This window comes from Thermococcus sp. MV11, from assembly GCF_012027285.1.
GTDB classification, from domain to species: Archaea; Methanobacteriota_B; Thermococci; order Thermococcales; family Thermococcaceae; genus Thermococcus; species Thermococcus cleftensis.
In genome coordinates this window covers 213,946-238,003 of the sequence record NZ_SNUD01000001.1, presented here as the reverse complement: position 1 = coordinate 238,003, position 24,058 = coordinate 213,946, and the positions used below count along the sequence as shown (strand labels likewise).

The following is a 24,058-nucleotide window of genomic DNA, read 5'->3' as shown; positions in this document are numbered from 1 at the left end:
TTTTTTGCCGAAAAGCATTTATACTCCAGAAGTGTACATCACAGTGCAGAATATATATGGAGGTGCAACAATGAACTCTGCTGTAATAGTTCTTCTGGCCGGTGCAATATACCTGGCCATGTACTTCAGCTATGGCAAGAGCCTTCAGAGCAAGGTTGTAAAGGCAGACCCTAACAGACCGACGCCTGCCCACAGGCTCTACGACGGAGTTGACTACGTTCCAGCGCACCCACTGGTCCTCTACGGCCACCACTTTGCATCGATAGCGGGAGCAGGGCCTATAGTTGGTCCGGCAATTGCAATGGCATGGGGTTGGCTGCCTGGACTGCTGTGGGTCTGGTTTGGAAACGTCTTCATCGGTGCCGTCCACGACTATCTCGCACTGATGTCCTCTGTCCGCTACGATGGCAAGTCGGTCCAGTGGATTGCAGGAAAGCTCATGAGCAGGAAGACGGGCGTAGCCTTCGAGGTCTACATCTGGTTCGCCCTGCTGCTGGTCGTCGCGGCTTTCGTCGCGGTAACAGCCAAGCTCCTGACCGTGACACCCCAGGCGGCAACCGCAACACTGCTCTTCCTGCTCGTCGCGGTGATACTGGGTTACCTGATGTACAAGGTCAGGCTGGACTTCAAGCTGGCAACGATAATAGGCATCGTCCTCCTCATCGCAGCAGTGTGGATCGGTCTCAAGTACCCGCTGGTCTTCGTGGACGGCCAGACCGACACGACCTCCGCAGCCTACACGACCGCCTACCACTACTGGAACATAATCCTCATGATTTACATCATAATCGCGGCCTCGCTCCCGGTGTGGATACTCCTCCAGCCCAGGGACTATCTCAACGCATATATCCTCTGGTTCGGCCTCATCTTCGGTGGAATAGCGTTCATCTTCCTTGCCAAGGACTTCACTGCTCCAGCGTACACCACCTGGAGTGCCTACGTGGTCACGGGTATAGGAGAGGGCGGTAGTAGTGTTCCCGTGGCATCGCCCTTCTGGCCAACGATACCTCTCATAATCGCCTGTGGCTCGCTCAGCGGATTCCACTCCCTCGTCGGCTCTGGAACCACCAGCAAGCAGCTCGACAACGAGATACACGGCCTCATGGTTGGCTACGGCGGAATGTTCACTGAAGGGTTCCTTTCAACGATCGTCATAACCGCCATAGCCGTCTACGGAGTCCAGCTCACGGGACTTCAGCCGGAGCAGTGGGCCACCGAGTACATAACCAAGGGAGGCCTTGGAACCTTCCTCGGCGGCTACGCCAAGGCCGTCAGCGAGTTCTACGGCGTGAGCGAGACCTTCGGAAAGACCTTCGCGACACTGTGGGTTTCGGCCTTTACGCTGACCTCGCTCGACACGGCCACGAGGCTCGGCCGCTTTGCCTGGCAGGAGCTTTTCAGCATGGTCACTGACACGAGCAAGGGAATCGCAAAGATCCTCACCAACAAGTGGGTGGCCTCGATAATAATAGCGGGCATTGGGACCTACCTCGCCTGGGGAGCCGGCTACAAGGTCATCTGGCCGGCGTTCAGCGCGATGAACCAGATGCTCGCGAGCATAGCCATGATGACGGCAGCGCTGTGGGTAGCCAAGGTTCAGCAGGCAGGCAAGTGGAGCTGGGCGGTGATTATTCCGGCGCTGTTTCTCTGGATCACCGTGACGGCGGCGATAATCTGGTACCTCATCTACGTGCCGATGGTCGGCCAGTACCTCATAGCCGTCAAGGGTGCGCTCGTGGTCAGCCTGTTCCTCAACCTGCTCCTCGCCTGGGACTTCTGGGTGGCTTGGAAGAGGCCGAGCGAGGAGTACGCCGCGAGCGCGGCCTGACGTCTTTTCCTTATTTTTGATTCTCAGGTGGTGAGAATGAAGGACAAAGAAAAAGACCCGCTGGATAACGTTAGAGCCTTCTTAAAGGGTTTTTTCGGGGCATTCAAACAGAACTCAACCGAGTACCTCGAATTCGAGCTGAGAGAGCTTGAGAACGTCTTCGCGCTCACGCTCATGGGGGCTTTCGTTGGAATCCCCAGCCCGCCGACGACGCTCGTGATAAGAGTGCTCCCCCATATGACGCGCGAGCTGTACGTAATGCAGCGCAGGGCGGTGGATATGGACGACGTGCTCGGCGAGCTGGCCGGAATGTTTGAAATCACGTGAGGTGGTCCCATGAGGGAGTTCTTCCTGCCCAAAAAGGGCTACCGCGTCGTCTTTTTCATAGGTAAGGGTGGAGTTGGTAAAACTACCAGTTCGGCTGCGGCCGCTACGGCGCTCGCGGAGAGGGGCTACCGGACGCTGGTAGTGTCGCTCGACCCGGCCCACAACCTCGGTGACGTGCTGATGGTAAAGCTCAAGGACAAACCGAAGAAGATAGCCGAGAACCTCTACGCGGCGGAGCTTGACATGGAGAAGCTGATAAAGACCTACCTCAAGCACCTGGAGGAGAGCATGAAGCACACGTACCGCTACCTCACCGTCATAAACCTGGAGAAGTACTTCGAGGTTCTGAGCTACTCCCCGGGAATCGAGGAGTACGCCACGCTGGAGGCGGTGAGGGAGATACTGGTGAAGGGCGACGAGTGGGACGTGATAATCTTCGATACCCCGCCGACCGGATTAACCCTCCGCGTCCTGGCCCTGCCAAGGATATCACTCATCTGGGCCGACAAGCTCATCGAGATAAGGAAGGCAATACTCGAGAGGCGCGCGGCGATAGCCAACATTCACGGGGAGCAGGAGTTCGTGGTAGGGGACGAGAGGGTGAAGCTCCCAACGAAGGAGGAAGAAGACGCGGTTATGAGGGAGCTAAAGAAGTACCGCGAGGAGGTGGCCTTCGTAGAGGGTGTGATAACCGACCCCGAGAAAACGAGCGTTGTGGCCGTTATGAACCCGGAGATGCTTCCCCTCTATGAAACCGAAAGGGCCAGGGAGAGCCTCAGGAAGTTCCGCGTGCCCTTCAACATGATAGTTATGAACAAGGTTCTCGAGCTGAAAGGAGAGATCCCGGAGCTGAGGGCCAAGCTGGAAACCCAGGAAATGGTTCTAAGGGAGGTCGGGCGGAAGTTCCCCGGGGTGGAGATGGTGAAGATACCGGTATTCGCCGAGGAGCCCAGGGGGCTGGAGCGGCTCAGGGAACTGGGGGGAATTATAGTTGAAGGCTAAAGCGCTCCACGAGAGGCTTAAAAGGGTGAAGGAACCCATAACAGAGGTGGATATAGTGAGCCTCGGGCTCGTCGAGGCCGTCACCGCCGATGAGGAGGGCGTCAGGGTATACCTCCGGCTCTCCGAGGGCGTGGAGCACCCGTTTCAGAACGCCCTCAGCTGGCCCGTTCGCTGGCGGATCGTGAGGGACGTCGCCGCTGCCCTCGATGATGTCGCCGGTCTCGAGATACTCGACGCACGAACCCTCGAAAGATATTACCCGCTGGAGGAGGATTGAGATGGACAATCAGGTACTGTTCGCTGCGATATTCCTTATTGCGGGCATCTCCGCCCTTCAGTTCTACAGGGGGCGGAAGCTGAACCTCATGCTGATGGAACACTACATAAAAGCGATAAAGGAAGTAGTGAAGCCAGAGGACGAGCTGTACACGTGGCTCGGCGGTTACATAGGCTTCCGCGCGGAGTATAAAATCAACAGGAGCAACGTCAGGAAGATGGAGTTCACCCTCACGCTCCTGCCCAGGCACAGCCTCCTCTACTTCCCGATAGCACTGATAACGAGCCGGCACGACAAGCTGTACATCGTCATCAAGCCGTTCTCGGACATACGGAGGGAGGCCCATCTGATACAGAAGGGATACTACAGAATGAGGCCGGGCATAGAGAACGAGGACCTCCTCCAGAAGGAGATAATCGAGGTCGCCGGAAGGCAGTACGAGGCCCTCTACGAGAAGAGGCGCGACGTGGAGAACCTGAAGGCCCTCATCGAAAGCCTCTCCAATCCCCGCAACGTCAAACACGTCTCGCTGACTCCGAAGACCAACGTGTTCTACGTGCTCATGAAGCCCGAGCCTGACACTATAGGAGAGGACGTCGAGAGAATCGTCCGGTTCGCAAACGAGAGGCTCAAGGAGAGCCCCTTCTCGTCTTAACTTTTTTAGAAGCCTCGTGAAACTGCCCTCTTTGAGCGAACCCACCATTGACCCCTCTTCCCAACCCCCAAAGACGAAAAGAGACCACCCGAAGGACGTAGCACCGAACCGATTGAAACGCTGTTAAATCAGTTTGAACCGCCGATTGGCTTTCAGTCTTGTTTGTTCCCTATATCCAATCCCATAACTCTCCATCTATCGCCAAGAGGCCCACCAAATCCGTTCTTGATTCTTGATGAGAACGACGTCGAAGGGTTTTGCGAGTGTAAAATTAAATCGTGCTTTGAGTGCTCTGGAGGGTTTGTGTGTGGTTTAAAGCATTTTTATGGGAGTTTGAATGGTCAATCGGGTTTAACGCGGGGTTTTATTCTCCCTGCTCTTGTTTTAACCCGTTGAAACTCCTGAAAGCGGTTTCGATTTTTTCTTTTTGCTTTTGGATCATTGTAAGGCTCTCTTCGGGTGAAAGCAGTCCTTTCGACGTTTCCCTATTCCTGTGCCGACTTTATAAATAGAATGCGGTGACACGAGTTTTTAGAACAAGGTTTAAATAGCGGTGAAGAAAAAACTTAAAATCGAGAACCCGGGGAATTCCCGGAGCGTTTCCGTAGGACAGAATTGTGTGGAAAGATGTCCATGACCTTGAGGAAATGCCTGCCCTCCGCCAGGGTTTCCGTAGGACAGAATTGTGTGGAAAGTGTTGAATGAGGACTTTAAGAGGGAACTCATAGAAGCGTTTCCGTAGGACAGAATTGTGTGGAAAGTCTGGAGAGGCCTTAAATTCCGACTAAAGCTGTATCTCTGTTTCCGTAGGACAGAATTGTGTGGAAAGCAGTGCGGCCGTTCGGTGCCTTCGGCCAGTCCAATGCGTTTCCGTAGGACAGAATTGTGTGGAAAGACTCGTTCCGCCCGTTCACGGCGTTCCAAGAGAAGATGTTTCCGTAGGACAGAATTGTGTGGAAAGCTCAAGGAGCTTTACAACACCACCGAGAACAACGTCGGTTTCCGTAGGACAGAATTGTGTGGAAAGAGTTAGAATTCCTCGAAAAGTCCAGGACGTTTATATATGTTTCCGTAGGACAGAATTGTGTGGAAAGATGATATCCATCAACTCACTATACCTAACAGCACCCAAGTTTCCGTAGGACAGAATTGTGTGGAAAGGAAGAGGCTCACTTCGGGCGAAAGCGGGGGCGAGCGAGGTTTCCGTAGGACAGAATTGTGTGGAAAGGGAGTCGTCGCGACGATCGCCCAGCTAGGGCCAGACGGTTTCCGTAGAAGTGGTGCACGGTTGTCGCGCTGTGTATACTCCCAAAAACCTTTTCTGAGAAACTGCACATTGTGGGAATGACTTCCAGCGACCCTATCCGGGTGATCTAAATGGAGGTTTACAAGGCCAAATTCGGCGAAGCAAAGCTCGGCTGGGTCGTTCTGGTTCATGGCCTCGGCGAGCACAGCGGAAGGTATGGAAGACTGATTAAGGAACTCAACTATGCCGGCTTTGGAGTTTACACCTTCGACTGGCCCGGCCACGGGAAGAGCCCGGGCAAGAGAGGGCACACGAGCGTCGAGGAGGCGATGGAAATAATCGACTCGATAATCGAGGAGATCGGGGAGAAGCCCTTCCTCTTCGGCCACAGCCTCGGTGGTCTAACTGTCATCAGGTACGCTGAGACGCGGCCCGATAAAATACGGGGATTAATAGCTTCCTCGCCTGCCCTCGCCAAGAGCCCGGAAACGCCGGGCTTCATGGTGGCCCTCGCGAAGTTCCTTGGAAAGATCGCCCCTGGTGTTGTTCTCTCCAACGGCATAAAGCCGGAACTCCTCTCAAGGAACAGGGACGCCGTGAGGAGGTACGTTGAAGACCCACTCGTCCACGACAGGATTTCGGCCAAGCTGGGAAGGAGCATCTTCGTGAACATGGAGCTGGCCCACAGGGAGGCGGACAAGATAAAAGCCCCGGTCCTCCTCCTGGTCGGCACTGGCGATGTAATAACCCCGCCTGAAGGCTCACGCAGACTCTTCGAGGAGCTGGCCGTCGAGGACAAAACCCTGAGGGAGTTCGAGGGGGCGTACCACGAGATATTTGAAGACCCCGAGTGGGCCGAGGAGTTCCACGAAACAATTGTTAGATGGCTGGTTGAAAAATCGTACTCTTCGGCTCAATAACGAGGTTTTACCTCCAGCAAACTATTTATCCTCCCCATTTTTATCCCTTAGGGGGATAACATGAGGTGGGATCCATCAATAATCCTTCTGGCACCCGACGATTTTCTGGTGGAGGGTTTGGCAGAACTGCTCAGGAAAGCCGGATACGCGGAAGTCGGCAGGGAGTACAAGAAAAAGGGAGACGCCAGGCTAATCACGGTCATTGGAGAGAGGGAAAACCCGTTCCAGGGCCCGGAAAGGCTCGCGGTTTCTCTACTCCGGGGGAAGGCCAGGAGCGAGTGGCTCAAGTCGGTATTAAAGAAGTATGGCCGCGCGATTCTCATAGTACTCGGCGGGGACTGGCCAGGGCTGGAACAGGAGGGGGTAAAGGTATTGGGCCCCGAGTGGCTGGCAGAGGCCTTCAACAGGTACTCCATAGAACCTCCTCGGACGCTTCTCGAAAAGCTAATTGGGGAGGAAGAAAGCAGGGAGGGAGTGGAGTTCAGGGAGTTCGTCCTCGACGGGCCGCTCGTGGAGCCCCTCGACACCAAAAACCTCGTGGAAGAGGCCAGGAAGGTGGCCGCGTACAAGTACGGCGTTTCACCGGAGGCCTCGAAGGTCAAGGCGCTGAGACTCAAGCTCAGGCCCGTTTACATCGTCTCATGGAGCAGGGAAAGCGACAGTGGAAAGGCCCTCGTGGACGGGGACAGGGTGGTAATGAAGGCGGAGGGGGAGCTGAAGGGCCTGGCTATGAAGGTTCTCCTGGAGGACGTTGCGACGGTCCAGGCCACCGAGGTAGAGATCAAAGAAGCGCCCGGTCCGGAGAGGTTTGTCATCGAAGAGGCGGTCAGGAAGGAATGGCTCGACCTGAAGGTCGTCCAGACGAGGAAGGCCTACGTTCCGGAGGGCGCGGAGCTGGTCTTTGAGGCAGGCAGAAACGAGATCAGGGTTCATTTTGACTTCAACGAGGGGCGCGTCTGGGCCGAGGCGGAGCCTCTTCCCGATGAGGTTCTCCTGGAGCTCGCCGGAAAGGCCGTCTTTGATGCCACAGGGGAGGAGCCCAACGTCATTGAAGCAACGAAAAGGAGCCGTTTCACGGTTCTCAGAGGAAAAACCAGGCGGTACCTCTTTGAGGTGGAGATCAACTCCTACAGCGGCGAGGTGAAAAGGGTCTCTCCCGTCCTGAGCGAGGAAGCAGTGCTGGAAATCCTGCTCGGCAAGTACCCAGACGGCAGGATCATAGGAATCGAGAGGAAGCCCGAGAGAATCGTGGTGGATCTGATAGCTGAGGGATCCGTTAAAGTCCTCTCCCTCGAACCCAGGACTGGGGAGGTTCTGGAGGAGAGGAGCCTAAGCTCGCCGGTGGAGGTTCTTCGGAAGGCCCTCGGAAGCGTTCCGGCATTGGATAGCCTTGAGCTCAAGTCCTGCAGGGTGACAAACCACCAGATCGTCAGAGCGGAGTTTGAGGGGAGGGGTATAAAGGCGAGCATAACGTACGACGGGTCCAGCGGCGAGATCATCGAGAAGAACGTTACCATAGAGCGTGACCTGGCAGTGGAACTGGCCCTGGAGCGCTATCCAGGATTCAAGGCTGTTTTCGTTGAGGAGTCGGGGGAGGGGTTCAGCATAACCCTCGAGAACGAAAGGCAGGTAGTGAGGCTCCTCGTGTCGAGGGAAGGTAATTTGGAGGAAATGGACAGGTTCGTAAAGGGAAGCGTCGTCGAGGAGATAGCCCTTGAGAGAATAGCCGATGTCGAGCCAAACCCGTCGGTGGAGGGGCTGAGGCTCTCGGACCACTGGGAGGTCGAGTTCACCGGTTCGAAGACCTTCGGAAAGCTGGTGATCCACAGGAAAACTGGGGAGGTTCTTTCCTTCGAGTACCAGTACATAGAGAGCGCCATAGCGAAGGCATTCGAGAGGTTCGTGGGGGAGAACTACGGGGACAGCGTCTCAATAGAATGGGTCGCCCACAACATCGAGGAGGGCTACGCGAGCATAAAAGGGGTCGGAGGAAAGGGAACGTACTTCGCCAAGTTCAACACCCTGACCGGCGAGCTGTTGGAGCACGACTTCGTCCCTGCTGGAGGACTGACGTCAAAGCTCAGACTGGCCCAGGTGGAGGGCAAGTACACGGTTAAATGACTTCCCTCCTGTCTATTATGTGCTCCAACTCCGGCCCGGTCTTTATGAGCGCTACCGGGACACCTATGCGCTCTTCAATTTCTTCAACGAACTCCCTTGCCTTTCTCGGTAGCTTATCGTAGTCGGTGACGCCGAAGGCTTCTCTGTCGTACTTGTCGAGCATCGTTAAAGCGAGCATCGTGGCGCCGTTGAGCCTCGCGGAGTAGCGGGCGAACTCGAAGTCGAACCAGCCGACCCTTCTCCTCCTCCCAGTTACGGTGCCGTACTCGACGAGACCGAGCCTTTCAGCCTCTTCTTCGCTCATCTCGGTCGGGAAAGGCCCAGCGCCGACCCTCGTCGGGAAGCTCTTGAAGACGACTATGACGTCATCGACCCTCGTTGGGCCTATTCCAACGTCGCTCGCTATGGCGGAAGCGGTGGTGTCCTTCGATGTGACGTAGGGATAGGTGCCGTAGTAGAGGCTCAGCCCGAAGCCCTGCGTTCCCTCAACGAGGACGAGTTTGCCCTCGTCGAGCGCGTCGTTGACCTCAGCGGCGACATCGGTTAGATAGGGTTCAAGTTCCTTGACTTCTCTGGCCAGTTTCGCCTTCCTCATCACCCTCTCCGCGTTTGCAGGGCCGCAACCGCTTCCCGTGGTGCCTATCTTCCCGTGGAGGTGGCTGTTGCTCCTGTCAAATTTCTTGTGCCTCCCCTCGATTATCGCACAGCGGTAGTCGATTCCAACCCTTTCAGCGACGTTGAAGTCCTTAAGGTGCTCAAGCTCGTGGAAGAAAACCTCGGGGTCCACCAAAACGCCCGCCCCGACGAGAAGCCTCGCTTTGGTCTGCACAAAACCCGTTGGGAGCTGTCTAACCGCGTACCTTTTGCCGTTTACGAAGACGCTGTGGCCCGCGTTCGTCCCGACACCGCCGCGCGCTATTACCTCAGGCCCGTCCTTCAAGGCAAGGTACGCTATGATGGAACCCTTGCCCTCGTCTCCCCATTGACCGCCAACAACGATGTAGCTCGGCATGGCTCCTTACCCATGTTTAAGTCAAGAGGGGGCTTATAATGGTTTCGAATTAGGCATTAATCTGTTAAACAATGCCGGGGCAGTCCGGCAAAAGGTTAAAACCCGCGGCAAACACTACCTAAGGGGGTAGCGATGAGGAACAAGCTGGTGGTCGTTACCGGGGGAGCGGGATTCATAGGCTCCCACATCGCTTGGGAGCTGGTGAAGGACAACGAGGTAATCGTCATCGACAACCTCTATACCGGAAAGGAGGAGAACGTCCCTCCTGGGGCGAAGCTAGTTAAGGCGGACATAAGGGACTACGAAGCGATAGCCGAGCTAATAGGCCAGGCGGACTACGTCTTCCACGAGGCGGCCCAGGTGAGCGTCGTCGAGAGCATTCGCGACCCGGTTTTCACAGAGGAGGTCAACGTGGTTGGCACGCTCAATATCTTGAGGGCACTCCTCGAGGGGCACGGGAAGCTGATTTTTGCCTCCTCTGCGGCGGTTTACGGCGACAATCCTAATTTACCACTGAAGGAATCCGAGAGGCCGAAACCGCTCTCGCCCTACGGCGTGACGAAGGCGACCGCCGAGGAGTACCTCCGCGTTTACCACGAGCTCTACGGCCTTCCAGTTGTCGCGCTCCGCTACTTCAACGTCTTTGGTCCAAGGCAGAGTGCCAACCAGTACGCGGGAGTGATAAGTATATTCATCAGCCGCGCTTTGAAAAACGAGCCGCTCGTTATCTTCGGCGACGGCAAGCAGACGAGGGATTTCATCTACGTGAAGGACGTGGTTAAAGCAAACCTCCTCGTCGCTGAGAGCAGGAAAGCGAACGGAAAGGTCTTCAACGTTGCCACTGGAAGGCAAACGAGCATTCTGGAGCTCGCGATGAAGGTGATCGAGATAACTGGCGCGACAAGCTCGATAATATTTGATAAGCCGCGGCCCGGCGACATAAGACACAGCTTAGCGGATATAAGCGAGATAAGGGAGCTCGGCTTCGAGCCGGAGTGGAGCCTTGAGGAAGGGCTGAAAAAGACGGTGGAGTGGTACGCTAAGGACCGTCGGCAACGGGAGTGAGGTTGGAAACCAGCTTCTTTATTCTTTCTTCAGTACCGTTGCCCACCCGAATTAACGGAGTATTGTTCGAGGGCACTTCAGGGGAAATCGGGAACCTGAGCGGGACGCTCTTTCCAGCCAGCAGGGCATCGTTTAACCCTGGAATCGAGAGTGGTGCGAGTGCTCCGGCAGGTGAAGTGGTCACCGAAGAGGAAGCGGTTGCGGTGGCTGGGGGCTGTGGGTGGAAGACAAGCTTGTAGTACCAGTATCCAACCGAGACAGAGGGCTCTGGATCAACGTAGTTCCTGACAATTACCCAGTAATACCTGCTTGGTATGTTGCTGTAATCACTCCACTGACCGAAGCCGATCCTGCCATCTCCGGTTACAGTCACGGCGTAGCTTGACATCTGGGTGTACGTGCTGACGTTGCCCCAGTTGCCGTCCGGGTTCTTCTGGTAGAAGTTAAGCTGACCATTGTAGAGGGTCATGGTGATGTATATGCCAGTGTTCCACGAGTACTGGCTGTTCGTCCTCGAAGCGTCCCAGTACCCGGTCACGTCGGGGTCGCCGGGGAGCGTGAAGGTCAGCAGCCCCTTGGCCTCACTATCGAAGATAGTGCCCCAGGAAATGACATTCCTGTATCTACCGCCGGCTCCCTCCGCGTAGGCCGTGTTGTCTGGAGCTATATAACCCATGAAGAAAGGCCCCAGAGAGTAGTACAGGGTATTGGTGTTGGGGGCGTTGTTGAACCTGGTGCCGTCGTCGTAGATAAGGTAGGCCCCAATGTGAACGGCGTAGTGCGTGCCGAAGGCCTTCTTGGTCCACACCCACTGGTTGCTGGATAGTTCTAGGTAGCCGTTCGTCACCGTGACCGGGACGTTGCTTTCCCATGCGGTGGTATTGAAGGTGTTGAAATCATCAACGAAAAGGAAGGTCCTGTATAGATTATGGTAGCTAGAATAAGGGTTGGGCCACACGCCGTAGTTGAGGCAAAGGGTACGGGAGGAGCTAGCGGCTAGCTCGGGGAGCTTTACCCACAGGTAGGCTATCCTGTTGTTGGTGTCCAGGCGCTGGATCCAGAAATACAGAGGGTTGCCGGCGTCATCGGTGAAGTACAGGTTGGTTGCGTTGATGACGTTCCAATCAACGCTCCATGTCTCGCTGTTCCTATTGGCACTATCGTCCAAGACGACCAGAACGCTGTAGTTGTAGAGGGTCTGCCCGCTGTTTTCCTTGACGGTTATCGGGGTGCAGAAGACGGTGGTGTTTGCGATCCCAACCCCCAGCTCCCTGCTCGTGACCAGTATATTACCAGAGGTGAACGTTGTCTGATAGTTGGGAGTCATAACGGTCACGACGGCCCTGACGACATCGGCTCTGCTGGCCCCGTTTGGATTGATGAGGGAGTAATTCAGAACACTTCCAGCAGTTAAATCCGAAGTGAGAACGATGGAGTAGTTGTATGCAACGGTGTTGTTGTTGGCGTCTCGAAGAGAAACATAGATCTGCGTTCCCGCGGGGAGATCTTCCGAGAAAACTAGCTCACCGGAGGTTAATCCCGTGCTAAACCATATCGACCCCTGGAGAACGGGGGAAACAAGCCTCTGAGAGCCTGCACCGATCTCCTGAACGTTCACGTTAATGCTGGGTACGGCTAACCCAAAGGTCCCCGCGAGAAGTAACAGAAGGATAGGCAACGTTATCAGCTTCAGCTTTAGTTTCGTTTCTTTCATGTCAAACGTGATGTTACGACACGCGGAATTTAAAGGTATCTCAAGTTTATGGAACACGTTACCGGACCAAACAGCACTAAATAGCCGGCCTTCCAGTAATTAATGCAACATAATGTGCAAAATTTTAAAATCCGAGAGAATCGAAGCGGGTCATCTCTTCACGCTGAAGCCCATGGCCTGCCTCTGCTGTATCTCCTGCGCCTTCTTGGCGAGCTCTCCGAGCTGGCCCTCGAGCTTCCTAAGCGCCTCCTGGGTCTTCGCTATCGCCTCGTCGTACTCTTTTATGCGCTCTTCGAGGTACCTCACCGCGTCGTCGAGGTTCTTTTCGATGGCGTAGCCTGCCCCAACGCTGACTATCGCGTTCTCCTTGTCGTCTATGTGGGCCTTCAGGAAGGAGCCCGCGCCAACCGGCACCAGGATCTCCGGCTTTTCCTCCTCGGCCTTCTTGAGTTCCTCCAGCGTCTCCTTGACCGCCTGGAACTCGTTCCTCCCGAGGGTGAGCAGTTCGAGGTTCTGAGCTAAGAGCTGCGCCTGCGCCTGAAGGAGCTGGTACTCGTAAGCGAGCCTTTCCATCTCGTTGGTCTCGGCCATTTCACACCACCGGAGGGACTACTCCTGGGGGCTTTTAAGGTTTGGGTCCGGATTACCTAAGAAACGAAAAAGTTATTTAATCTAACACCAAAGAAAAAGCGGTGATGGAATGAACCTGGGGAGGATCCTTCTCGCCGCGATGATTATAGTGGCGGTAATCGGAACCGCTTACTCCATAAGTGAATATCTAAGCGAGAACGGAGACTGCAAGCTGGGAATGTCGGAGCCACCCAAGACCAACTACCACGTCAGCTACCAGATCTGCCCGTACGTGCAAAACGGTACCATAAAGGGTTACGCTGAAGAGGTTTACAGCCCGAGGAGCCTCGGTAACATTCTCGTTAAAGCGTTCAACGATTCCCTCGACCCCAACTATCCCCTCGCCGTCGTGAGATATCTGGCTGAACAGGGGAAGCTCAGGGCGTACTCGGAGTACTTTTACTTGGAGTTCGACGAGAACGGCAGCCGCGAGTCCAGCGTCCGCTCTGAGTGGGTTCCAACGGAAAGCCCCGACGACCGCTTCATCGTCTACCCACCCCGGGACATGTTCCTTGACAACGATACCTTCGACTTCCTCGGAGGGTGGGTTTACTCCGAGATGGACGGCAGGGGTGTTCTCGTGGTCTACTACCTCGCCAACCCCGAGACCGTTAAGGGTATCGATGACGTCACCGTAATCTACCCACCCTCCTGGGGCATTGAAAGCTCCACATCTACCCTCCTCTGGCAGTGCTGGCCAGAAAGCGGAACGATAATGACCTGCAACGAAACCGACGAGAACTCCAAGCACTCCTCATTCCCCAAAGCATACGGTGGCCTGGACTCCGCGGGCTTCAACGCCACCTGGCCGTACGGGGCTTTTGCGCTGGCCTTCAACACGACCTACGGGGGAGATGATAGACCACCGCTGTGCGTCAGGTTCGGGCTGGAAACAATATGGGGGAAAAGGAAAGCCCCGATGAACTGCGAGGTCAGCGGAGTATCTCTTCCCTGACCCTCTCCGCTATCTCCCTCATCGCATCAGCCGCCTTTGAGTCGGGGAAGGCCTCGACGAAGGGCTTGAGCATGCTCATGCTCCTCGGAATGGCCCTGTCGTAGGGTATCTCGCCGAGTATCGGGATCCCCTCCGTTTCGGCCCACTCCCTCAGGGCGGTGAAGCCGGGGTTGAGGTCGGCCTTGTTGATGATGAGGTAAGCCGGCTGCCTGAAGTGCTGGACCACCTTGTATGCGCGCTGAACGTCGCTTAGTGAAGCGGGGGTCGGCTCGGCAACGAGTATCGTTAGATCGGCCCCGCCTATGCTCGCTATGACCTGACAGCCTATTCCAGCGGCGCTGTCCACTATCATGTGCTCCAGGCCAAGCTCACCCATGAGCTTTTTCGCCCACTCCTTCTCCTCTGTGACCAGCTTTCCGCTGTTGGGCCTGCCGACGTCGAGCTGGGCCGAGATCAGCGGGAAGCCGTAGCGGGTGGTTGTCTTCCTCACAACGCCGGAGCGGACCTCCTCCAGCGTTATCGTCCCCGGAACCGGGCAGACCAGGCCGCAGACGTTGCAGCCCTCGCAGGTCAGCTCGCTCACCACGTAGTCGCCGTCGATGACCTTGATGCAGTCGTAGGGGCAGCGCTCCTGGCAGATGCCGCACCTTATGCAGCTCTCTGTGTTTATCCTCGCCACCTTTGCGCCTATCAGCTCCTTTTCCTCCTCCCAGCGCTCGACGCCGAGGAGCAGGTCGAGGTTCGGCGCGTCGGCATCGGCATCAACGGCAACGAAACGGTACTCGTCCCTCAGCAGGTAGAGGAGAGAAGCTGTGACGGTGCTCTTTCCAACGCCCCCCTTGCCGCTCGCTATAACCAGTTGCATCACTCACCACCTCCGAGGAACTCGACGACCCTGGAAGCGATCTCCCTGAAAATCCCTGCCTCGGGATAGTCGCTCAGGACTATTGGCTTCCCCTCAACGTAGCTCCTTATGACGTTCTCGCTGTAGGGGATCTCGGCTATCACTTCCGCCCCGTACCTCTCCGCTATCTCGCGCACCCTGCCCACGTCGCCGAGGTCGGAGCGGTTCACCACGACCATCGCGGGAATGTCCATCAGCTTGGCCAGCCTGAGTATCAGCTCGCCGTCGTGGATTCCGAGGGGCGTCGGCTCCGTGACGGCTATGATGAGTCTTGAGTCCTCAAGGGCCTTCGACACCGTGTTGCTCGTTCCGGCCGCGGTGTCCACCAGGAGAAGCTCCTTCCCGAGAGTCTGTGCCCGTTTCTTCGCCCTTGAAACGATGGGCATTGCCCTCTCCTCTCCTTCGAGGAGCTTGCCCGTGACGAGCGGGAAGCCGTAGGGCGTCTCGGTAAGGTATGTGTGCCCCATCAGCTTTTTACCCGGCAGAATCGCCCCTGGAACCGGGCAGACTATCTCACAGGCGGCGCAGCCGGAGCAGAGGTTGGGCATCAGGAAGGGCGTTCCGTCGCGCATGGTGATTATCGCGTGCTCCTCGCAGACCTCCGCGCACTTCCTGCACCGGGTGCACTTCGAATAGTCAAACCTGGGCATGAACAGCTCCACCGGCTCCTCGTTGGCCAGCTCCACGCCGAGGAGGAGGTGGTCGTTGGGGGCCTCAACGTCGAGATCGGCCAGGGCCAGATCGTAGTGCTCTCCAAGTGCTATCGCGAGGTTTATCGCGACCGTTGACTTTCCGGTTCCTCCCTTCCCACCGCTCACCGCTATCTGCAAGCTCTCACCTCCAGAATTAGGCCAGCCTAAAAGCTTTTAAGCTTTGTGCATACGCTCAAAACGGTGATGCTCATGAGGTGCCTGAAGGTTGCCTTTGGAATGGAGAACGACGAGAAGCTCATAGATGCACACTACGGCGACTCCGAGTTCTTCGCGATCTACGAGGTCTGCGAGGACGGAAGTGTTAAGTTGCTTGAAAAGAGGCACAACAGGGCCAGGGACGTTGAAGAGGAGCACGACGAGGGACACGGGGATCCGAGGAAGTTTAAAGCAGTTGTCAGCCAGCTCCTGGACGTTGACGTTCTGGCCGCCTTCAGAATGGGGCCGAACTTCTTGCGCATCAGAGACAAGACCAACAAGGTGGCCTTCTTCACGAGGACGAGGGATTTAAAGGTGCCCTTCAGAGGCTCATCGAGAACTTCGACGAACTGTGGGAGCAGGTACAGGCGAAGAAGGCCGAGAAGCCGCCGATAGAGGAGTGAGCGATGAGGTTCTGGGGGATTGAGCCGAGGGTCTTCCTAATTACAGGCCCTTACGCCCTCTTCGCTTTTTACCTCAACTCAAGGCTCCCCCAGTCCTTTCTCCAGCTTCCAGGTGTGGGGGTTGTCCTTTTGAGCGTTGGGATAGTCCTCTGGCTCCTCTGCTACCTCCAGGTCTCAAGGGCTTACTCCGAGGGGAGGCTCCTCACAGCGGGCTGCTACTCCAGGGTCAGGCACCCGATATACTCCATATGGGGCTTCCTTATCCTCCCGGGCTTCTCGCTCGTCATCGGCGGCTTCATGCTTGCCCTGCCCCTGCTCTACTGGCCCGCGGTGGTGGGGTTTATAGGCGAGGAGGAGAAAGTCCTGGAGGAGAGGTTCGGGGATGAGTGGAGACAGTACGCCGAGAGAACGCCCAGGTTCTTACCGAGGCTTTGAGCTCTTGCCAGTTCACCTCTACGTCCTGTCCCATCTGAAGAGGGCGGGCGTTGACTACGCGAAGATGATGGCCAAGGTTAGCCGCCTCCCCCTGGAGCTAATCAACGACGCCGTCGGCGACCTCCTCGAACTCGGCCTGATAGAGCGCGACCCCGGAAGCGCGATAAAGCGGAGCAAGGCGCGCTTCAAGAAGGCCTTCGAGGTTCACAAGCACCACACCTACTACCGCCTCTCCTGCGAGGGAGAACTGATGGTTCGTTCTATTGATGGGAGCTGGCTAAAGAAGTACTTCAACTCCCTCCTCTCCGACGGCTGGAGGATTGTTAGAGCGCTCGCGGAGTCCAAGAACATACGGGAGGCCAGCCGGAAGGCTAGGATAGACGACGAAACCGCCGAGGAGCTGAAGGTTCTCCACTTCATCACGGAAAAGGGGAGGAAGACCGAGTTCTTCAAGAGACTGTGGGAGTTCCTGAGGGTATAACCCCGCCCCCCCACTTGGTTGAACATTTTTGTACATCGTTACACGGGGTCTTTTGAGTTTTTTCCTTCTTTTTTGAATCTAAGGCTTTACTTTTTTGTTTCAAGTGAATGAACGCCGAGAAAACTTTCAAACCCCAAATAAAACTATCAAATAGCTTCCATAACTTTGAAAGCGCTGACAAAACAAGCATACTCTAAGCTTATTCAGACGTTTTGAGAATTCTCCTCGGAGATAGGTGGAGCGATTTCTCCCCTGAACGCTTTTTTCAGTCAAAAAAGCCGTAAAACAGCTTTTCGCCTTTTTACGTTACATAAAAGTAAAACCATGCACGCATTTGAAAACGGAGCGTTATAACCACTCTAAACTCCTGGAAAAGCTCTAAAAACTCACCTACAGCTGTGAGGAGCATTTTCTACTATTTTTCAGACGGGCCTCAAATGGGGTCTTCTGCGCTCTTTGTCTGGCTTTTGGGGGCTTCGCGCAGGAGTCTGGTGGAGTGGTTTCCGCTGGTTAGCCTTTGTTCTCCCTGGGGAGGGATTGGCCTGTCCCGCTGGTCCTCTCCCTGGCGTTATCTCCTCCCCTGGTTTGTTGGGGCTTTTTCTTTCTTTTTCGGTTTTCTTACTATTTTGATGGTTTGTGTTAGGAGCGTTTGGGGTTTTTGTTCTGGCGCTGTTTTCTGAACTTCTGGTAACCGCAAAATTTATATAAGAGTTTGGCGTTACTCCATTTGCCCGAAGGGGCAAAAAAGTTAACCGTTTCAGAACCACATAATGTTTGGAAACTGTATTCTTTTGCGTGGATCCACCAAAAGCGTATGAGCTCAAGTTTCAGAACCACATAATGTTTGGAAACTCCGTTGTTTTTCACCATACCTTTCAACTTCTATTGACACCATCTTGTTTCAGAACCACATAATGTTTGGAAACGACCTCGAGCGCCTCTCCGAGGTGTTTTACCCCGAGCACCCAACAAGTTTCAGAACCACATAATGTTTGGAAACACTGGAAAGCCATCGAGCAATGTTTTGCTGTCATTTACCAGGTTTCAGAACCACATAATGTTTGGAAACCCAAAGCTTGTGGGATCTACTGAAATGAACGGCAGGTTGTAAAGAGAGTACACTTGAACAGTCCAGTTTCAGAACCACATAATGTTTGGAAACGAGCTGGACGAGTCTTGGAATAACTTGCTCTGGCAGGAGGTTTCAGAACCACATAATGTTTGGAAACATCGTCTGGGTAGTACCTCGGCTCAATGAAGTACTTCTCCATGAGGGCGTTTCAGAACCACATAATGTTTGGAAACTTGCCAGAGATGTGAGAGTAAGCCTCGGTAACCGGCCACGGAGCGAGCTGGAACATGAGGTTTCAGAATCACATAATGTTTGGAAACAGTCATTGAATGAGCTTCAAGTAACTCATCGCCTCTTCTTTTAGTTTCAGAACCACATAATGTTTGGAAGTTCCTATTTGCTTTTCTTGCCTAATCTCTGGGCTCTTCCTCTGCCCTGAAGGAATGGAGTTTCAAAAGAAAAATTGGGTTCTCCCATATTATTTATTTATAAAAACGAAGAGCTCACCCCACTTCCACGACGTACTTCCTGTTCCCCTCCTCAAAGCCCCTGAATGAGCCGAGTTTGAGCCCCAGCAGGGCCTTTTCAAGGTCAACGACCTTCATCGAGGCCAGGTGTGTAACGCCGCTCCCCCTTAAGAACTCCGGGAGGAGCTGGCCGGTGGGGCCCGTCAGGACGAAGAGCCTAGCCTTCTTCGCCCTGTCCAGGAGCATGTCTATTGTTCCGTTCACGAGACAGCTCGCGCTCGCTATCACCGCGTCCATCTCGGGGAGGAGGTGGTACTCAAGGGCGTCGCTGTAGGTGTCCCTGTCCCAGAGCTTGGCGTTCCTCTCGAAGACGTACACCCTGTGCCCCTTCTCGCGGAGCTCCCTTACCAGGGGAGGCATGTTCCCAATCATCGCTATATTACCCGCGTTCTCGGGAATAAGGTCGAGCACGTCGACCCACTCCGCACCGCTGAGGTCTATGTAATACTGCGAAACCGCGTTTATCGCGGCTAAACCGAGGGTTCGCTCGATCACGTTCAGGCTGTCGGCCCTTTCTATGAAAGCCTCAAGCGACGGCTCGCTTATTGAGCTGGTGTAGCGCTGGACCTCCTCGGGCAGGGTCATCGCAACCCCCAATGCTTTTCCCTCCGATCCCTGGGCGAGAACCCACGTGTAGGGCAGGGCGAAGCCAAAATCGACCAGCTTAAGGCCCCCGGCGAGCTTGAGCGCCTCCCTTTTTACCCTCCTCAGGAGCATATCACCACCACCCTCCCCTGCACTCAACCCCTTATTAACGGACCGTTAGGGAAACCGAAAACTTTAAATGCTGTGCATATGCACAAAATAACAGAAGGAAGGAGGTGGTGGACATGAGGATCGCGATACCCACCAACGGTGGAGGGCTTGAAGACACCGTTGCCCCGGTCTTTGCCAGGGCGCCGGCTTTCCTCATAGCGGACGTTGACGAAAACGGCAATGTCACCAACAGCAGGGTAATCCAGAACGGTGCCGCGATGGCTGGTGGCGGAGCCGGACCGATGGCGGTTCAGACCCTCATCAACGAGGGCGTTGAGGCGATAATAGCGCCGCAGGTCGGCCCGAACGCGCTCGGTGCGATACAGGCTGCAGGCATAAAGCTCTACCAGGTCGCCCCGGGAACACCAGTTGAGGAGGCCATAAAGGCTGTCACCAGTGGAAACGTTGGGCAGTTCACGACCCCAGTGCCGCCCGCTCCAGCAACTGCAACAGCTCCCGCACCGGCCTACGGACCGTATCCAGCGACACCGGCTTACCCGGCCTACGGATACGGCTTCGGCCCAGGGTGGGGCAGAGGCTGGGGCCGCGGTAGCGGCTGGGGAAGAGGTATGGGTAGAGGCAGAGGAAAAGGCTGGGGCAGAGGTGGAAGAGGCTGGGGAGCGAGGTTCGGCTACTGCCCATGGACTGGCCAGCCAAGCAGGAGAACATGGCTTTCCAGGTTCTTTGGCTGGTGGTGAACCTTTAACTTTTCTTTTCGGAGGGTAGAGAATGCCACGCGGAATGGGAAGGGGCTACAGCAGGTACAACCGAGGCTCCCCGTTCTTCGGGAGTTATGGCCTTCTGGATCTGCTAATCCTGATTGGAATCCTATACTTCCTCTTCAAGCTGTTCCTCGTTGCCCTGCCCTACGCCCTGGGTCTGGTGCTCCTTCTGGCCCTCAGGTTGTTCCTGAGAAGGGATCCCAGGTTCGGCTTCTGCGGCCCTTTTTGAGCTTATGCAAACTTTTTTAAGTTCGGTTCTCCTAATTTTTCGTGGAGGTGATGTGCAATGAGGATTATAGTTTCGACCATAAACGGCGGTCTCAACGACAGGGTTAACCAGGCCTTCGGAAGAACCCCCACTTTCACAATAGTTGACGTCGAGAACGGCGAGATAACCAGCATTCAGGTCGTTCCGAACCCCGGTTACAGCCAGCCGAGGGGAGCGGGCGTTACCGCGGCCCAGTTCGCCATAGATCAGGGGGCCGAGGCGGTTATAGCAGGCCAGTTCGGCCCCAACTCCTACGGGGTTCTTCAGGCGGCGGGGATAAGAATGTACTCTGCCCCAGCGACCATGACGGTCAGGGAGGCCATTGAGGCTCTCCTCAGAGGCGAGCTCCAGCCTGGGATTCAAGGCGGAACCGGAGGAATGGGCGGAGGTATGGGACGCGGAAGGGGTATGGGTCGTGGAATGGGAAAAGGTAGGGACGGAGGATACGGCCGTGGTGGCAGCTGGTGAGTTTTCCTCCTTTTTAGTCTTTTACACACTTTCAAAATTTGAGCCTTCAAATGGCTGATTCTGACTCACGAGGAGGGAAGCCCTGCCCGGGTTTGTGTTCAGGTTCCAACGTCACACTTTGATCTCGCTGGGTTCATCGGGATTTTTGCGATACTGACCTGGCACTACATGCTGATGTGGATGAAGTTTTTTCAAAGATAAATAAAGACAAAAATCAAAGTTCCACCGCGTCCCATAGGCTCAGGCCGTTTTCCCGAGGCTTTCTCTCAAGGAGCTCACCCAGAAGCTCCTGCATGAACACCTCGGCCACGAAAACCTCAGCCTCAATGAGATGCCCTCCGTACAGCATACCGTCGGAGTCTCCCAGGGCAACGTGGATATGGGCGAAAGGCTCGCCGTCCTTTACGCTTACGTTTCCTGCGAGGGACACCAGTTCGTATGTGCCGGTCAGCTCGATGACCTTGTACTCGCCAGCGTCCTCGTCAAAGTAACCGATTTTCGGGTTTTTCAAACTTCCAATGGCACTGACGGTTCCGATCAGAACGTTGTTTTTTCTCGCGAACTCGTTTATGAACCCCAGAAGCTCCTCCCCTTCGGGGACCCTGAACAGAAAATTCCTGCCCCTCGAAAACCTCACGGCACTCACCTCAAAGCTAATAAGCCTCTTCCGATTTAACGGTTTGGGTGAGAAAATGGACACAAAAAGAGCAATAATGCGTATCTTCCCGGAGATTCCGGAATTCGAAGAGGTTGACTTCTCCCAGTACTCGACTCCCTACGGGGCCCTGCTGATGGCCTTCCTCGATAGTGGAAAAACCGGTCTGAGAGAGTTTGAGGAGTTCGTTGAGGAAAACGGCGGGACGAAGGCAGACGTTGGAAGGTTTCTGATCTCAATATTCCAGTACCTTCTCATCAGATACCGTCGCTATGGGGACGAAAGCGTGGAGATACCCGCGTTCAAGATTTTCCTGACCCTAAAAGGCTGGCTCAATGAAAACAACTTCAAGAACGACTACAGAAGGCTCCTTCACTCGTTCGTGGGATATCTCGTGGACATAGCAGGCAAGATCGCGGAAAGGTCCGACTGCGAGATAGGTCCAGCATACATGAAAACCGCCTACCTGCTAACGATTGAAGCGGAGGAAACCTTTGGAGGGGAGTATTTCAGGGAGCTTAAGGAGAAGGCCAGAGAAATGCTTGAGGAGGTTTACAGAAAATGCAAAATCGATAGAACGCTTTTCGAAAAACGAAAGAAGGACTGCTAAGCTGCCTCCATAGCTCGAATCATCTCTCAAGGGTTACCTCCGCGTAGCTCCGGGGGTCTTCCCAGATTCTAACCTTTATGCGCTTCACGTTGTCTCCCGCCTTCTCCGCTATCCTTTCGGCGAACCACTCCGCTATGTACTCAGCGGTGACGTTGGGCTTGTCGAGGATTACCGCCTCGTCCACGGGCAGTTCCAGCCGCTTACCGTTCTTCTCAATGATAACAACGTCCTTCTCTCTTTTGACGACCCAGCTCTCGCTTACCAAGATTCGATGATCAAGGAGCTTTATAAGCTTGCTCAGATGGTTGAAGTCAAATATCATTCCGTTCTCGTTGAGTTCGCCCCATATTTCGACGTCGACATTGTACGTGTGCCCGTGTATCCGGAGACATTTGCTCTCGTAGGGAAGAACCAAGAAGTGCGAGCTGTCGAAGTCCTTGTGCCAGCCAATCTTTCTCTCAACCATGCGGAACGCCATTTCTCCCACCAGGCTACGTTTGGGGAGCACAGGTTATAACAGTTACTGGGTCGGAAGGGAGAAAGTCTATAAAGCAAACCACCGTACCGGTTTTGATAGCCATGCCGATGGGAATGGGACCTGGATGGGGCCGAGGCAGGGGCAGAAAAAGGAAGATGCGCATGATCGGGTTTATCCCCCAAGTTAGGCATTTCTATCCTGCCCTACCCCCTGTAGGACAGCCAAAACCGCCGATTTTCATGACGTATGAGGAATTTGAGGCCCTTCGGTTGGTGGACTATGAGGGGCTAACCCAGGAAGAGGCAGGGAAGAAGATGGGTGTCTCAAGGGGGACAGTCTGGAGGGCTTTGAGCTCGGCCAGAAAGAAGGTTGCACAAATGCTGGTTGAAGGAAGGGAACTGATAATCCTGCCTCAGGGAAACGAGATCCCAAAAAATGCTGGCGAAGAAGAGCTGTAAGGATTAAATTTTTGGAAAAATCTGTTATCTGTTGATTATTGGGTCATTTGACTTGTCTCTTGGTCGTTTTATTTTTTAGGTAAGCCTAATTCTCGTTGGGAGGTTCTCTCAAAATTTTCAGTTAGATTTTACGTGATAAAAGAGACATATTCTTAAAACATTTTGAAATGTAACTTAAACTTGTTAAAATTTAAATTTTGATTTAATGTACAAGTTCAATATACACACTAAAAATTATTGCCAAATAAATACGATTTAGAAATGTAAAAATCCCAAAAAATTTACTATTGTGGAAAAGAATTATTGGCCAAAAGTGCACATTAAGACATGTCAGCCAGATGCCACAAGCCCGACACTAGCTACTCAAGAACCTAGAATAATGGTCAAAAGATAAGGTTATCTCAACACCAATATTTGATTACAATTAATTAAAGATGGAAAGATGGTGCAGTTTGAGATAAGCGCGTTCAGCCCATACAGGGTAGAAAAGGAAGGCGCAGTGGGGGTAGCCTTTTGATAGAGGTACTCACTCAGAGCGCAGAGATGGCACATTCAACACCCAAACACCCACTCACGTGATGAATGCTCTGATGCGGAGCGGCGGCTCAACCAGAAAACCGCAACGCCCTGCGCGCCATTATCTTACCTGTTTTAATATACAGTTATGTGCATAAATTTTGGATATAATGTACCTTATATCCAAAATTCATGGACACTTATGAACATTTAAACTCCCACAGGAGGCAATCCAAATGATTCTGATGTCCCTTGCCCTAACATTTAGAGTAGGAGCTAGGCATACTGTAGCGACAACGTGATTTTATAATGTTCCATTTGGGCACAGGGACGCCGTGAGAGTCAGCTCCCGTACTACTCGCAGGGCTTAACAGGACTCTGCACCACCGTCCCTCAGGTCAATGTCTCCAATGCAACTACTGAGAGATCTGTAGCCCGGTCAGTTTCACACTACCTTCAATTGTAACCAATTTTTGGTTCCTGAAAGCCCGATCTCACAGAAAACTTTTGGGGATCTGGAGTACTTTTGAACAACAAACTTCACGCAGGTTGTTCTCAGGGGTTGTGAGGGGAACAAATGCATGTAGCTAGAAATGACGGCTGTTCTCACCACGCACTCATGCACAGTGATGAACATTTTGTTG

The 24,058-nt window shown here is 54.3% G+C and carries 24 protein-coding genes, 1 pseudogene and 2 CRISPR repeat arrays; of the genes and pseudogenes, 17 read left to right on the top strand and 8 right to left on the bottom strand.

Annotated elements, in window-relative coordinates:
• The first annotated feature begins 70 nt into the window (after nucleotides 1-70).
• The 7 genes from E3E27_RS01295 to E3E27_RS01265 all read left to right on the top strand — a co-directional run bounded on the left by E3E27_RS01295 (nucleotide 71) and on the right by E3E27_RS01265 (nucleotide 8,376).
• Nucleotides 71-1,828 carry a carbon starvation protein A gene (locus E3E27_RS01295; protein ID WP_167773172.1) on the top strand — a complete coding sequence of 586 codons (1,758 nt, stop codon included), beginning with the start codon at nucleotides 71-73 and terminating at the stop codon, nucleotides 1,826-1,828.
• A gap of 36 nt (nucleotides 1,829-1,864) precedes the next feature.
• Complete coding sequence (locus E3E27_RS01290; RefSeq protein WP_167773171.1) at nucleotides 1,865-2,155, top strand: hypothetical protein; 291 nt, start codon at nucleotides 1,865-1,867, stop codon at nucleotides 2,153-2,155.
• Between the two features lie 9 nt (nucleotides 2,156-2,164).
• Nucleotides 2,165-3,157 carry an ArsA family ATPase gene (locus tag E3E27_RS01285; RefSeq protein WP_167773170.1) on the top strand — a complete coding sequence of 331 codons (993 nt, stop codon included), beginning with the start codon at nucleotides 2,165-2,167 and terminating at the stop codon, nucleotides 3,155-3,157.
• Nucleotides 3,147-3,434, top strand: a complete 288-nt coding sequence (locus E3E27_RS01280; protein ID WP_167773169.1) for an iron-sulfur cluster assembly protein — start codon at nucleotides 3,147-3,149, stop codon at nucleotides 3,432-3,434. The genes E3E27_RS01285 and E3E27_RS01280 overlap by 11 nt, the downstream gene beginning before the upstream one ends.
• A 1-nt stretch (nucleotide 3,435) precedes the next feature.
• Nucleotides 3,436-4,089 (top strand): hypothetical protein, encoded by a 654-nt coding sequence (locus tag E3E27_RS01275; protein WP_167773168.1) that lies wholly within the window; start codon nucleotides 3,436-3,438, stop codon nucleotides 4,087-4,089.
• A 598-nt stretch (nucleotides 4,090-4,687) separates the two neighbouring features.
• Nucleotides 4,688-5,383: direct repeats of the CRISPR family, unit length 29 nt; unit sequence GTTTCCGTAGGACAGAATTGTGTGGAAAG.
• An 83-nt stretch (nucleotides 5,384-5,466) separates the two neighbouring features.
• Nucleotides 5,467-6,255 carry an alpha/beta hydrolase gene (locus tag E3E27_RS01270; protein ID WP_167773167.1) on the top strand — a complete coding sequence of 263 codons (789 nt, stop codon included), beginning with the start codon at nucleotides 5,467-5,469 and terminating at the stop codon, nucleotides 6,253-6,255.
• A gap of 60 nt (nucleotides 6,256-6,315) precedes the next feature.
• A complete protein-coding gene (locus E3E27_RS01265) occupies nucleotides 6,316-8,376 on the top strand; it encodes a hypothetical protein (protein WP_167773166.1) in 2,061 nt (686 codons plus the stop codon).
• Here E3E27_RS01265 and E3E27_RS01260 read toward each other — a convergent pair.
• A complete protein-coding gene (locus E3E27_RS01260) occupies nucleotides 8,369-9,388 on the bottom strand; it encodes an adenylosuccinate synthetase (protein ID WP_167773165.1) in 1,020 nt (339 codons plus the stop codon). The two genes, E3E27_RS01265 and E3E27_RS01260, sit on opposite strands and share 8 nt — an antisense overlap.
• Before the next feature lie 132 nt (nucleotides 9,389-9,520).
• On the opposite strand from E3E27_RS01260, the gene E3E27_RS01255 reads away from it, so the two are divergent.
• Entirely contained in the window at nucleotides 9,521-10,453 is a 933-nt protein-coding gene (locus E3E27_RS01255) for an SDR family oxidoreductase (protein ID WP_167773164.1), read from the top strand.
• On the opposite strand, the gene E3E27_RS01250 is transcribed toward E3E27_RS01255, so the two are convergent.
• Both E3E27_RS01250 and pfdA read right to left on the bottom strand, forming a co-directional pair.
• Complete coding sequence (locus tag E3E27_RS01250) at nucleotides 10,428-12,167, bottom strand: DUF2341 domain-containing protein (RefSeq protein WP_167773163.1); 1,740 nt, start codon at nucleotides 12,165-12,167, stop codon at nucleotides 10,428-10,430. The two genes, E3E27_RS01255 and E3E27_RS01250, sit on opposite strands and share 26 nt — an antisense overlap.
• Before the next feature lie 150 nt (nucleotides 12,168-12,317).
• Nucleotides 12,318-12,758, bottom strand: a complete 441-nt coding sequence (pfdA, locus tag E3E27_RS01245) for a prefoldin subunit alpha (RefSeq protein WP_167773162.1) — start codon at nucleotides 12,756-12,758, stop codon at nucleotides 12,318-12,320.
• A gap of 109 nt (nucleotides 12,759-12,867) precedes the next feature.
• On the opposite strand from pfdA, the gene E3E27_RS01240 reads away from it, so the two are divergent.
• Nucleotides 12,868-13,752, top strand: coding sequence for a hypothetical protein (locus tag E3E27_RS01240; protein ID WP_167773161.1), 885 nt, complete (start codon nucleotides 12,868-12,870; stop codon nucleotides 13,750-13,752).
• On the opposite strand, the gene E3E27_RS01235 is transcribed toward E3E27_RS01240, so the two are convergent.
• Together E3E27_RS01235 and E3E27_RS01230 are read right to left on the bottom strand one after the other, a co-directional pair.
• Nucleotides 13,730-14,617: a P-loop NTPase gene (locus E3E27_RS01235; RefSeq protein ID WP_167773160.1), complete on the bottom strand. Its 888-nt coding sequence runs from the start codon at nucleotides 14,615-14,617 to the stop codon at nucleotides 13,730-13,732. The two genes, E3E27_RS01240 and E3E27_RS01235, sit on opposite strands and share 23 nt — an antisense overlap.
• On the bottom strand, nucleotides 14,617-15,486 hold the full coding sequence (locus E3E27_RS01230; RefSeq protein ID WP_167773159.1) for a P-loop NTPase: 870 nt from the start codon (nucleotides 15,484-15,486) through the stop codon (nucleotides 14,617-14,619). Before E3E27_RS01230 ends, E3E27_RS01235 begins: the two co-directional genes overlap by 1 nt.
• Nucleotides 15,487-15,558: 72 nt before the next feature.
• Here E3E27_RS01230 and E3E27_RS01225 point away from each other — a divergent pair.
• From E3E27_RS01225 to E3E27_RS01215, 3 genes and pseudogenes are all read left to right on the top strand, one after another.
• Nucleotides 15,559-15,968: pseudogene (locus E3E27_RS01225) on the top strand (NifB/NifX family molybdenum-iron cluster-binding protein).
• 3 nt (nucleotides 15,969-15,971) lie between these two features.
• Nucleotides 15,972-16,403 carry an isoprenylcysteine carboxylmethyltransferase family protein gene (locus E3E27_RS01220; protein WP_167773158.1) on the top strand — a complete coding sequence of 144 codons (432 nt, stop codon included), beginning with the start codon at nucleotides 15,972-15,974 and terminating at the stop codon, nucleotides 16,401-16,403.
• Nucleotides 16,404-16,407: 4 nt separating this feature from the next.
• Nucleotides 16,408-16,884: a DUF2250 domain-containing protein gene (locus E3E27_RS01215; protein WP_371731541.1), complete on the top strand. Its 477-nt coding sequence runs from the start codon at nucleotides 16,408-16,410 to the stop codon at nucleotides 16,882-16,884.
• 754 nt (nucleotides 16,885-17,638) lie between these two features.
• A CRISPR array of direct repeats spans nucleotides 17,639-18,347; the repeat unit is 28 nt; unit sequence GTTTCAGAACCACATAATGTTTGGAAAC.
• A 112-nt stretch (nucleotides 18,348-18,459) separates the two neighbouring features.
• Here the strand turns inward: E3E27_RS01215 and E3E27_RS01210 are convergent.
• On the bottom strand, nucleotides 18,460-19,200 hold the full coding sequence (locus tag E3E27_RS01210) for a Rossmann-like domain-containing protein (protein ID WP_167773156.1): 741 nt from the start codon (nucleotides 19,198-19,200) through the stop codon (nucleotides 18,460-18,462).
• Between the two features lie 113 nt (nucleotides 19,201-19,313).
• Here E3E27_RS01210 and E3E27_RS01205 point away from each other — a divergent pair, with 113 nt between their 5' ends.
• The 3 genes from E3E27_RS01205 to E3E27_RS01195 are packed head-to-tail and all read left to right on the top strand — an operon-like array spanning nucleotide 19,314 to nucleotide 20,697.
• Complete coding sequence (locus E3E27_RS01205; RefSeq protein WP_167773671.1) at nucleotides 19,314-19,937, top strand: NifB/NifX family molybdenum-iron cluster-binding protein; 624 nt, start codon at nucleotides 19,314-19,316, stop codon at nucleotides 19,935-19,937.
• 31 nt (nucleotides 19,938-19,968) lie between these two features.
• The gene (locus tag E3E27_RS01200) at nucleotides 19,969-20,190 is read left to right on the top strand and encodes a hypothetical protein (RefSeq protein ID WP_167773155.1); all 222 of its coding nucleotides are present in this window, start codon (nucleotides 19,969-19,971) and stop codon (nucleotides 20,188-20,190) included.
• A 57-nt stretch (nucleotides 20,191-20,247) separates the two neighbouring features.
• Nucleotides 20,248-20,697 (top strand): NifB/NifX family molybdenum-iron cluster-binding protein, encoded by a 450-nt coding sequence (locus E3E27_RS01195; protein ID WP_167773154.1) that lies wholly within the window; start codon nucleotides 20,248-20,250, stop codon nucleotides 20,695-20,697.
• A gap of 214 nt (nucleotides 20,698-20,911) precedes the next feature.
• On the opposite strand, the gene E3E27_RS01190 is transcribed toward E3E27_RS01195, so the two are convergent.
• A complete protein-coding gene (locus E3E27_RS01190) occupies nucleotides 20,912-21,334 on the bottom strand; it encodes a PPC domain-containing DNA-binding protein (RefSeq protein WP_088864825.1) in 423 nt (140 codons plus the stop codon).
• A 55-nt stretch (nucleotides 21,335-21,389) separates the two neighbouring features.
• Here E3E27_RS01190 and E3E27_RS01185 point away from each other — a divergent pair, with 55 nt between their 5' ends.
• Nucleotides 21,390-21,962: a hypothetical protein gene (locus E3E27_RS01185; protein WP_167773153.1), complete on the top strand. Its 573-nt coding sequence runs from the start codon at nucleotides 21,390-21,392 to the stop codon at nucleotides 21,960-21,962.
• Between the two features lie 19 nt (nucleotides 21,963-21,981).
• Here the strand turns inward: E3E27_RS01185 and E3E27_RS01180 are convergent, their stop codons facing one another.
• Nucleotides 21,982-22,440 carry a 6-carboxytetrahydropterin synthase gene (locus E3E27_RS01180; protein WP_167773670.1) on the bottom strand — a complete coding sequence of 153 codons (459 nt, stop codon included), beginning with the start codon at nucleotides 22,438-22,440 and terminating at the stop codon, nucleotides 21,982-21,984.
• A gap of 101 nt (nucleotides 22,441-22,541) precedes the next feature.
• Here E3E27_RS01180 and E3E27_RS01175 point away from each other — a divergent pair, with 101 nt between their 5' ends.
• Complete coding sequence (locus E3E27_RS01175; protein WP_014789606.1) at nucleotides 22,542-22,898, top strand: DUF134 domain-containing protein; 357 nt, start codon at nucleotides 22,542-22,544, stop codon at nucleotides 22,896-22,898.
• The last annotated feature ends 1,160 nt before the right edge of the window (nucleotides 22,899-24,058 follow it).

What these genes read in the sequence shown, in the direction of transcription:
- E3E27_RS01295 (WP_167773172.1), top strand. Translation starts at nt 71, where the DNA reads ATGAACTCTGCTGTAATAGTTCTTCTGGCCGGTGCAATATACCTGGCC.
- E3E27_RS01290 (WP_167773171.1), top strand. Translation starts at nt 1,865, where the DNA reads ATGAAGGACAAAGAAAAAGACCCGCTGGATAACGTTAGAGCCTTCTTA.
- E3E27_RS01285 (WP_167773170.1), top strand. Translation starts at nt 2,165, where the DNA reads ATGAGGGAGTTCTTCCTGCCCAAAAAGGGCTACCGCGTCGTCTTTTTC.
- E3E27_RS01275 (WP_167773168.1), top strand. Translation starts at nt 3,436, where the DNA reads ATGGACAATCAGGTACTGTTCGCTGCGATATTCCTTATTGCGGGCATC.
- E3E27_RS01270 (WP_167773167.1), top strand. Translation starts at nt 5,467, where the DNA reads ATGGAGGTTTACAAGGCCAAATTCGGCGAAGCAAAGCTCGGCTGGGTC.
- E3E27_RS01265 (WP_167773166.1), top strand. Translation starts at nt 6,316, where the DNA reads ATGAGGTGGGATCCATCAATAATCCTTCTGGCACCCGACGATTTTCTG.
- E3E27_RS01260 (WP_167773165.1), bottom strand. Translation starts at nt 9,388, where the DNA reads ATGCCGAGCTACATCGTTGTTGGCGGTCAATGGGGAGACGAGGGCAAG.
- E3E27_RS01255 (WP_167773164.1), top strand. Translation starts at nt 9,521, where the DNA reads ATGAGGAACAAGCTGGTGGTCGTTACCGGGGGAGCGGGATTCATAGGC.
- E3E27_RS01250 (WP_167773163.1), bottom strand. Translation starts at nt 12,167, where the DNA reads ATGAAAGAAACGAAACTAAAGCTGAAGCTGATAACGTTGCCTATCCTT.
- pfdA (WP_167773162.1), bottom strand. Translation starts at nt 12,758, where the DNA reads ATGGCCGAGACCAACGAGATGGAAAGGCTCGCTTACGAGTACCAGCTC.
- E3E27_RS01240 (WP_167773161.1), top strand. Translation starts at nt 12,868, where the DNA reads ATGAACCTGGGGAGGATCCTTCTCGCCGCGATGATTATAGTGGCGGTA.
- E3E27_RS01235 (WP_167773160.1), bottom strand. Translation starts at nt 14,617, where the DNA reads ATGCAACTGGTTATAGCGAGCGGCAAGGGGGGCGTTGGAAAGAGCACC.
- E3E27_RS01220 (WP_167773158.1), top strand. Translation starts at nt 15,972, where the DNA reads ATGAGGTTCTGGGGGATTGAGCCGAGGGTCTTCCTAATTACAGGCCCT.
- E3E27_RS01210 (WP_167773156.1), bottom strand. Translation starts at nt 19,200, where the DNA reads ATGCTCCTGAGGAGGGTAAAAAGGGAGGCGCTCAAGCTCGCCGGGGGC.
- E3E27_RS01205 (WP_167773671.1), top strand. Translation starts at nt 19,314, where the DNA reads ATGAGGATCGCGATACCCACCAACGGTGGAGGGCTTGAAGACACCGTT.
- E3E27_RS01200 (WP_167773155.1), top strand. Translation starts at nt 19,969, where the DNA reads ATGCCACGCGGAATGGGAAGGGGCTACAGCAGGTACAACCGAGGCTCC.
- E3E27_RS01195 (WP_167773154.1), top strand. Translation starts at nt 20,248, where the DNA reads ATGAGGATTATAGTTTCGACCATAAACGGCGGTCTCAACGACAGGGTT.
- E3E27_RS01185 (WP_167773153.1), top strand. Translation starts at nt 21,390, where the DNA reads ATGGACACAAAAAGAGCAATAATGCGTATCTTCCCGGAGATTCCGGAA.
- E3E27_RS01180 (WP_167773670.1), bottom strand. Translation starts at nt 22,440, where the DNA reads ATGGCGTTCCGCATGGTTGAGAGAAAGATTGGCTGGCACAAGGACTTC.
- E3E27_RS01175 (WP_014789606.1), top strand. Translation starts at nt 22,542, where the DNA reads ATGCCGATGGGAATGGGACCTGGATGGGGCCGAGGCAGGGGCAGAAAA.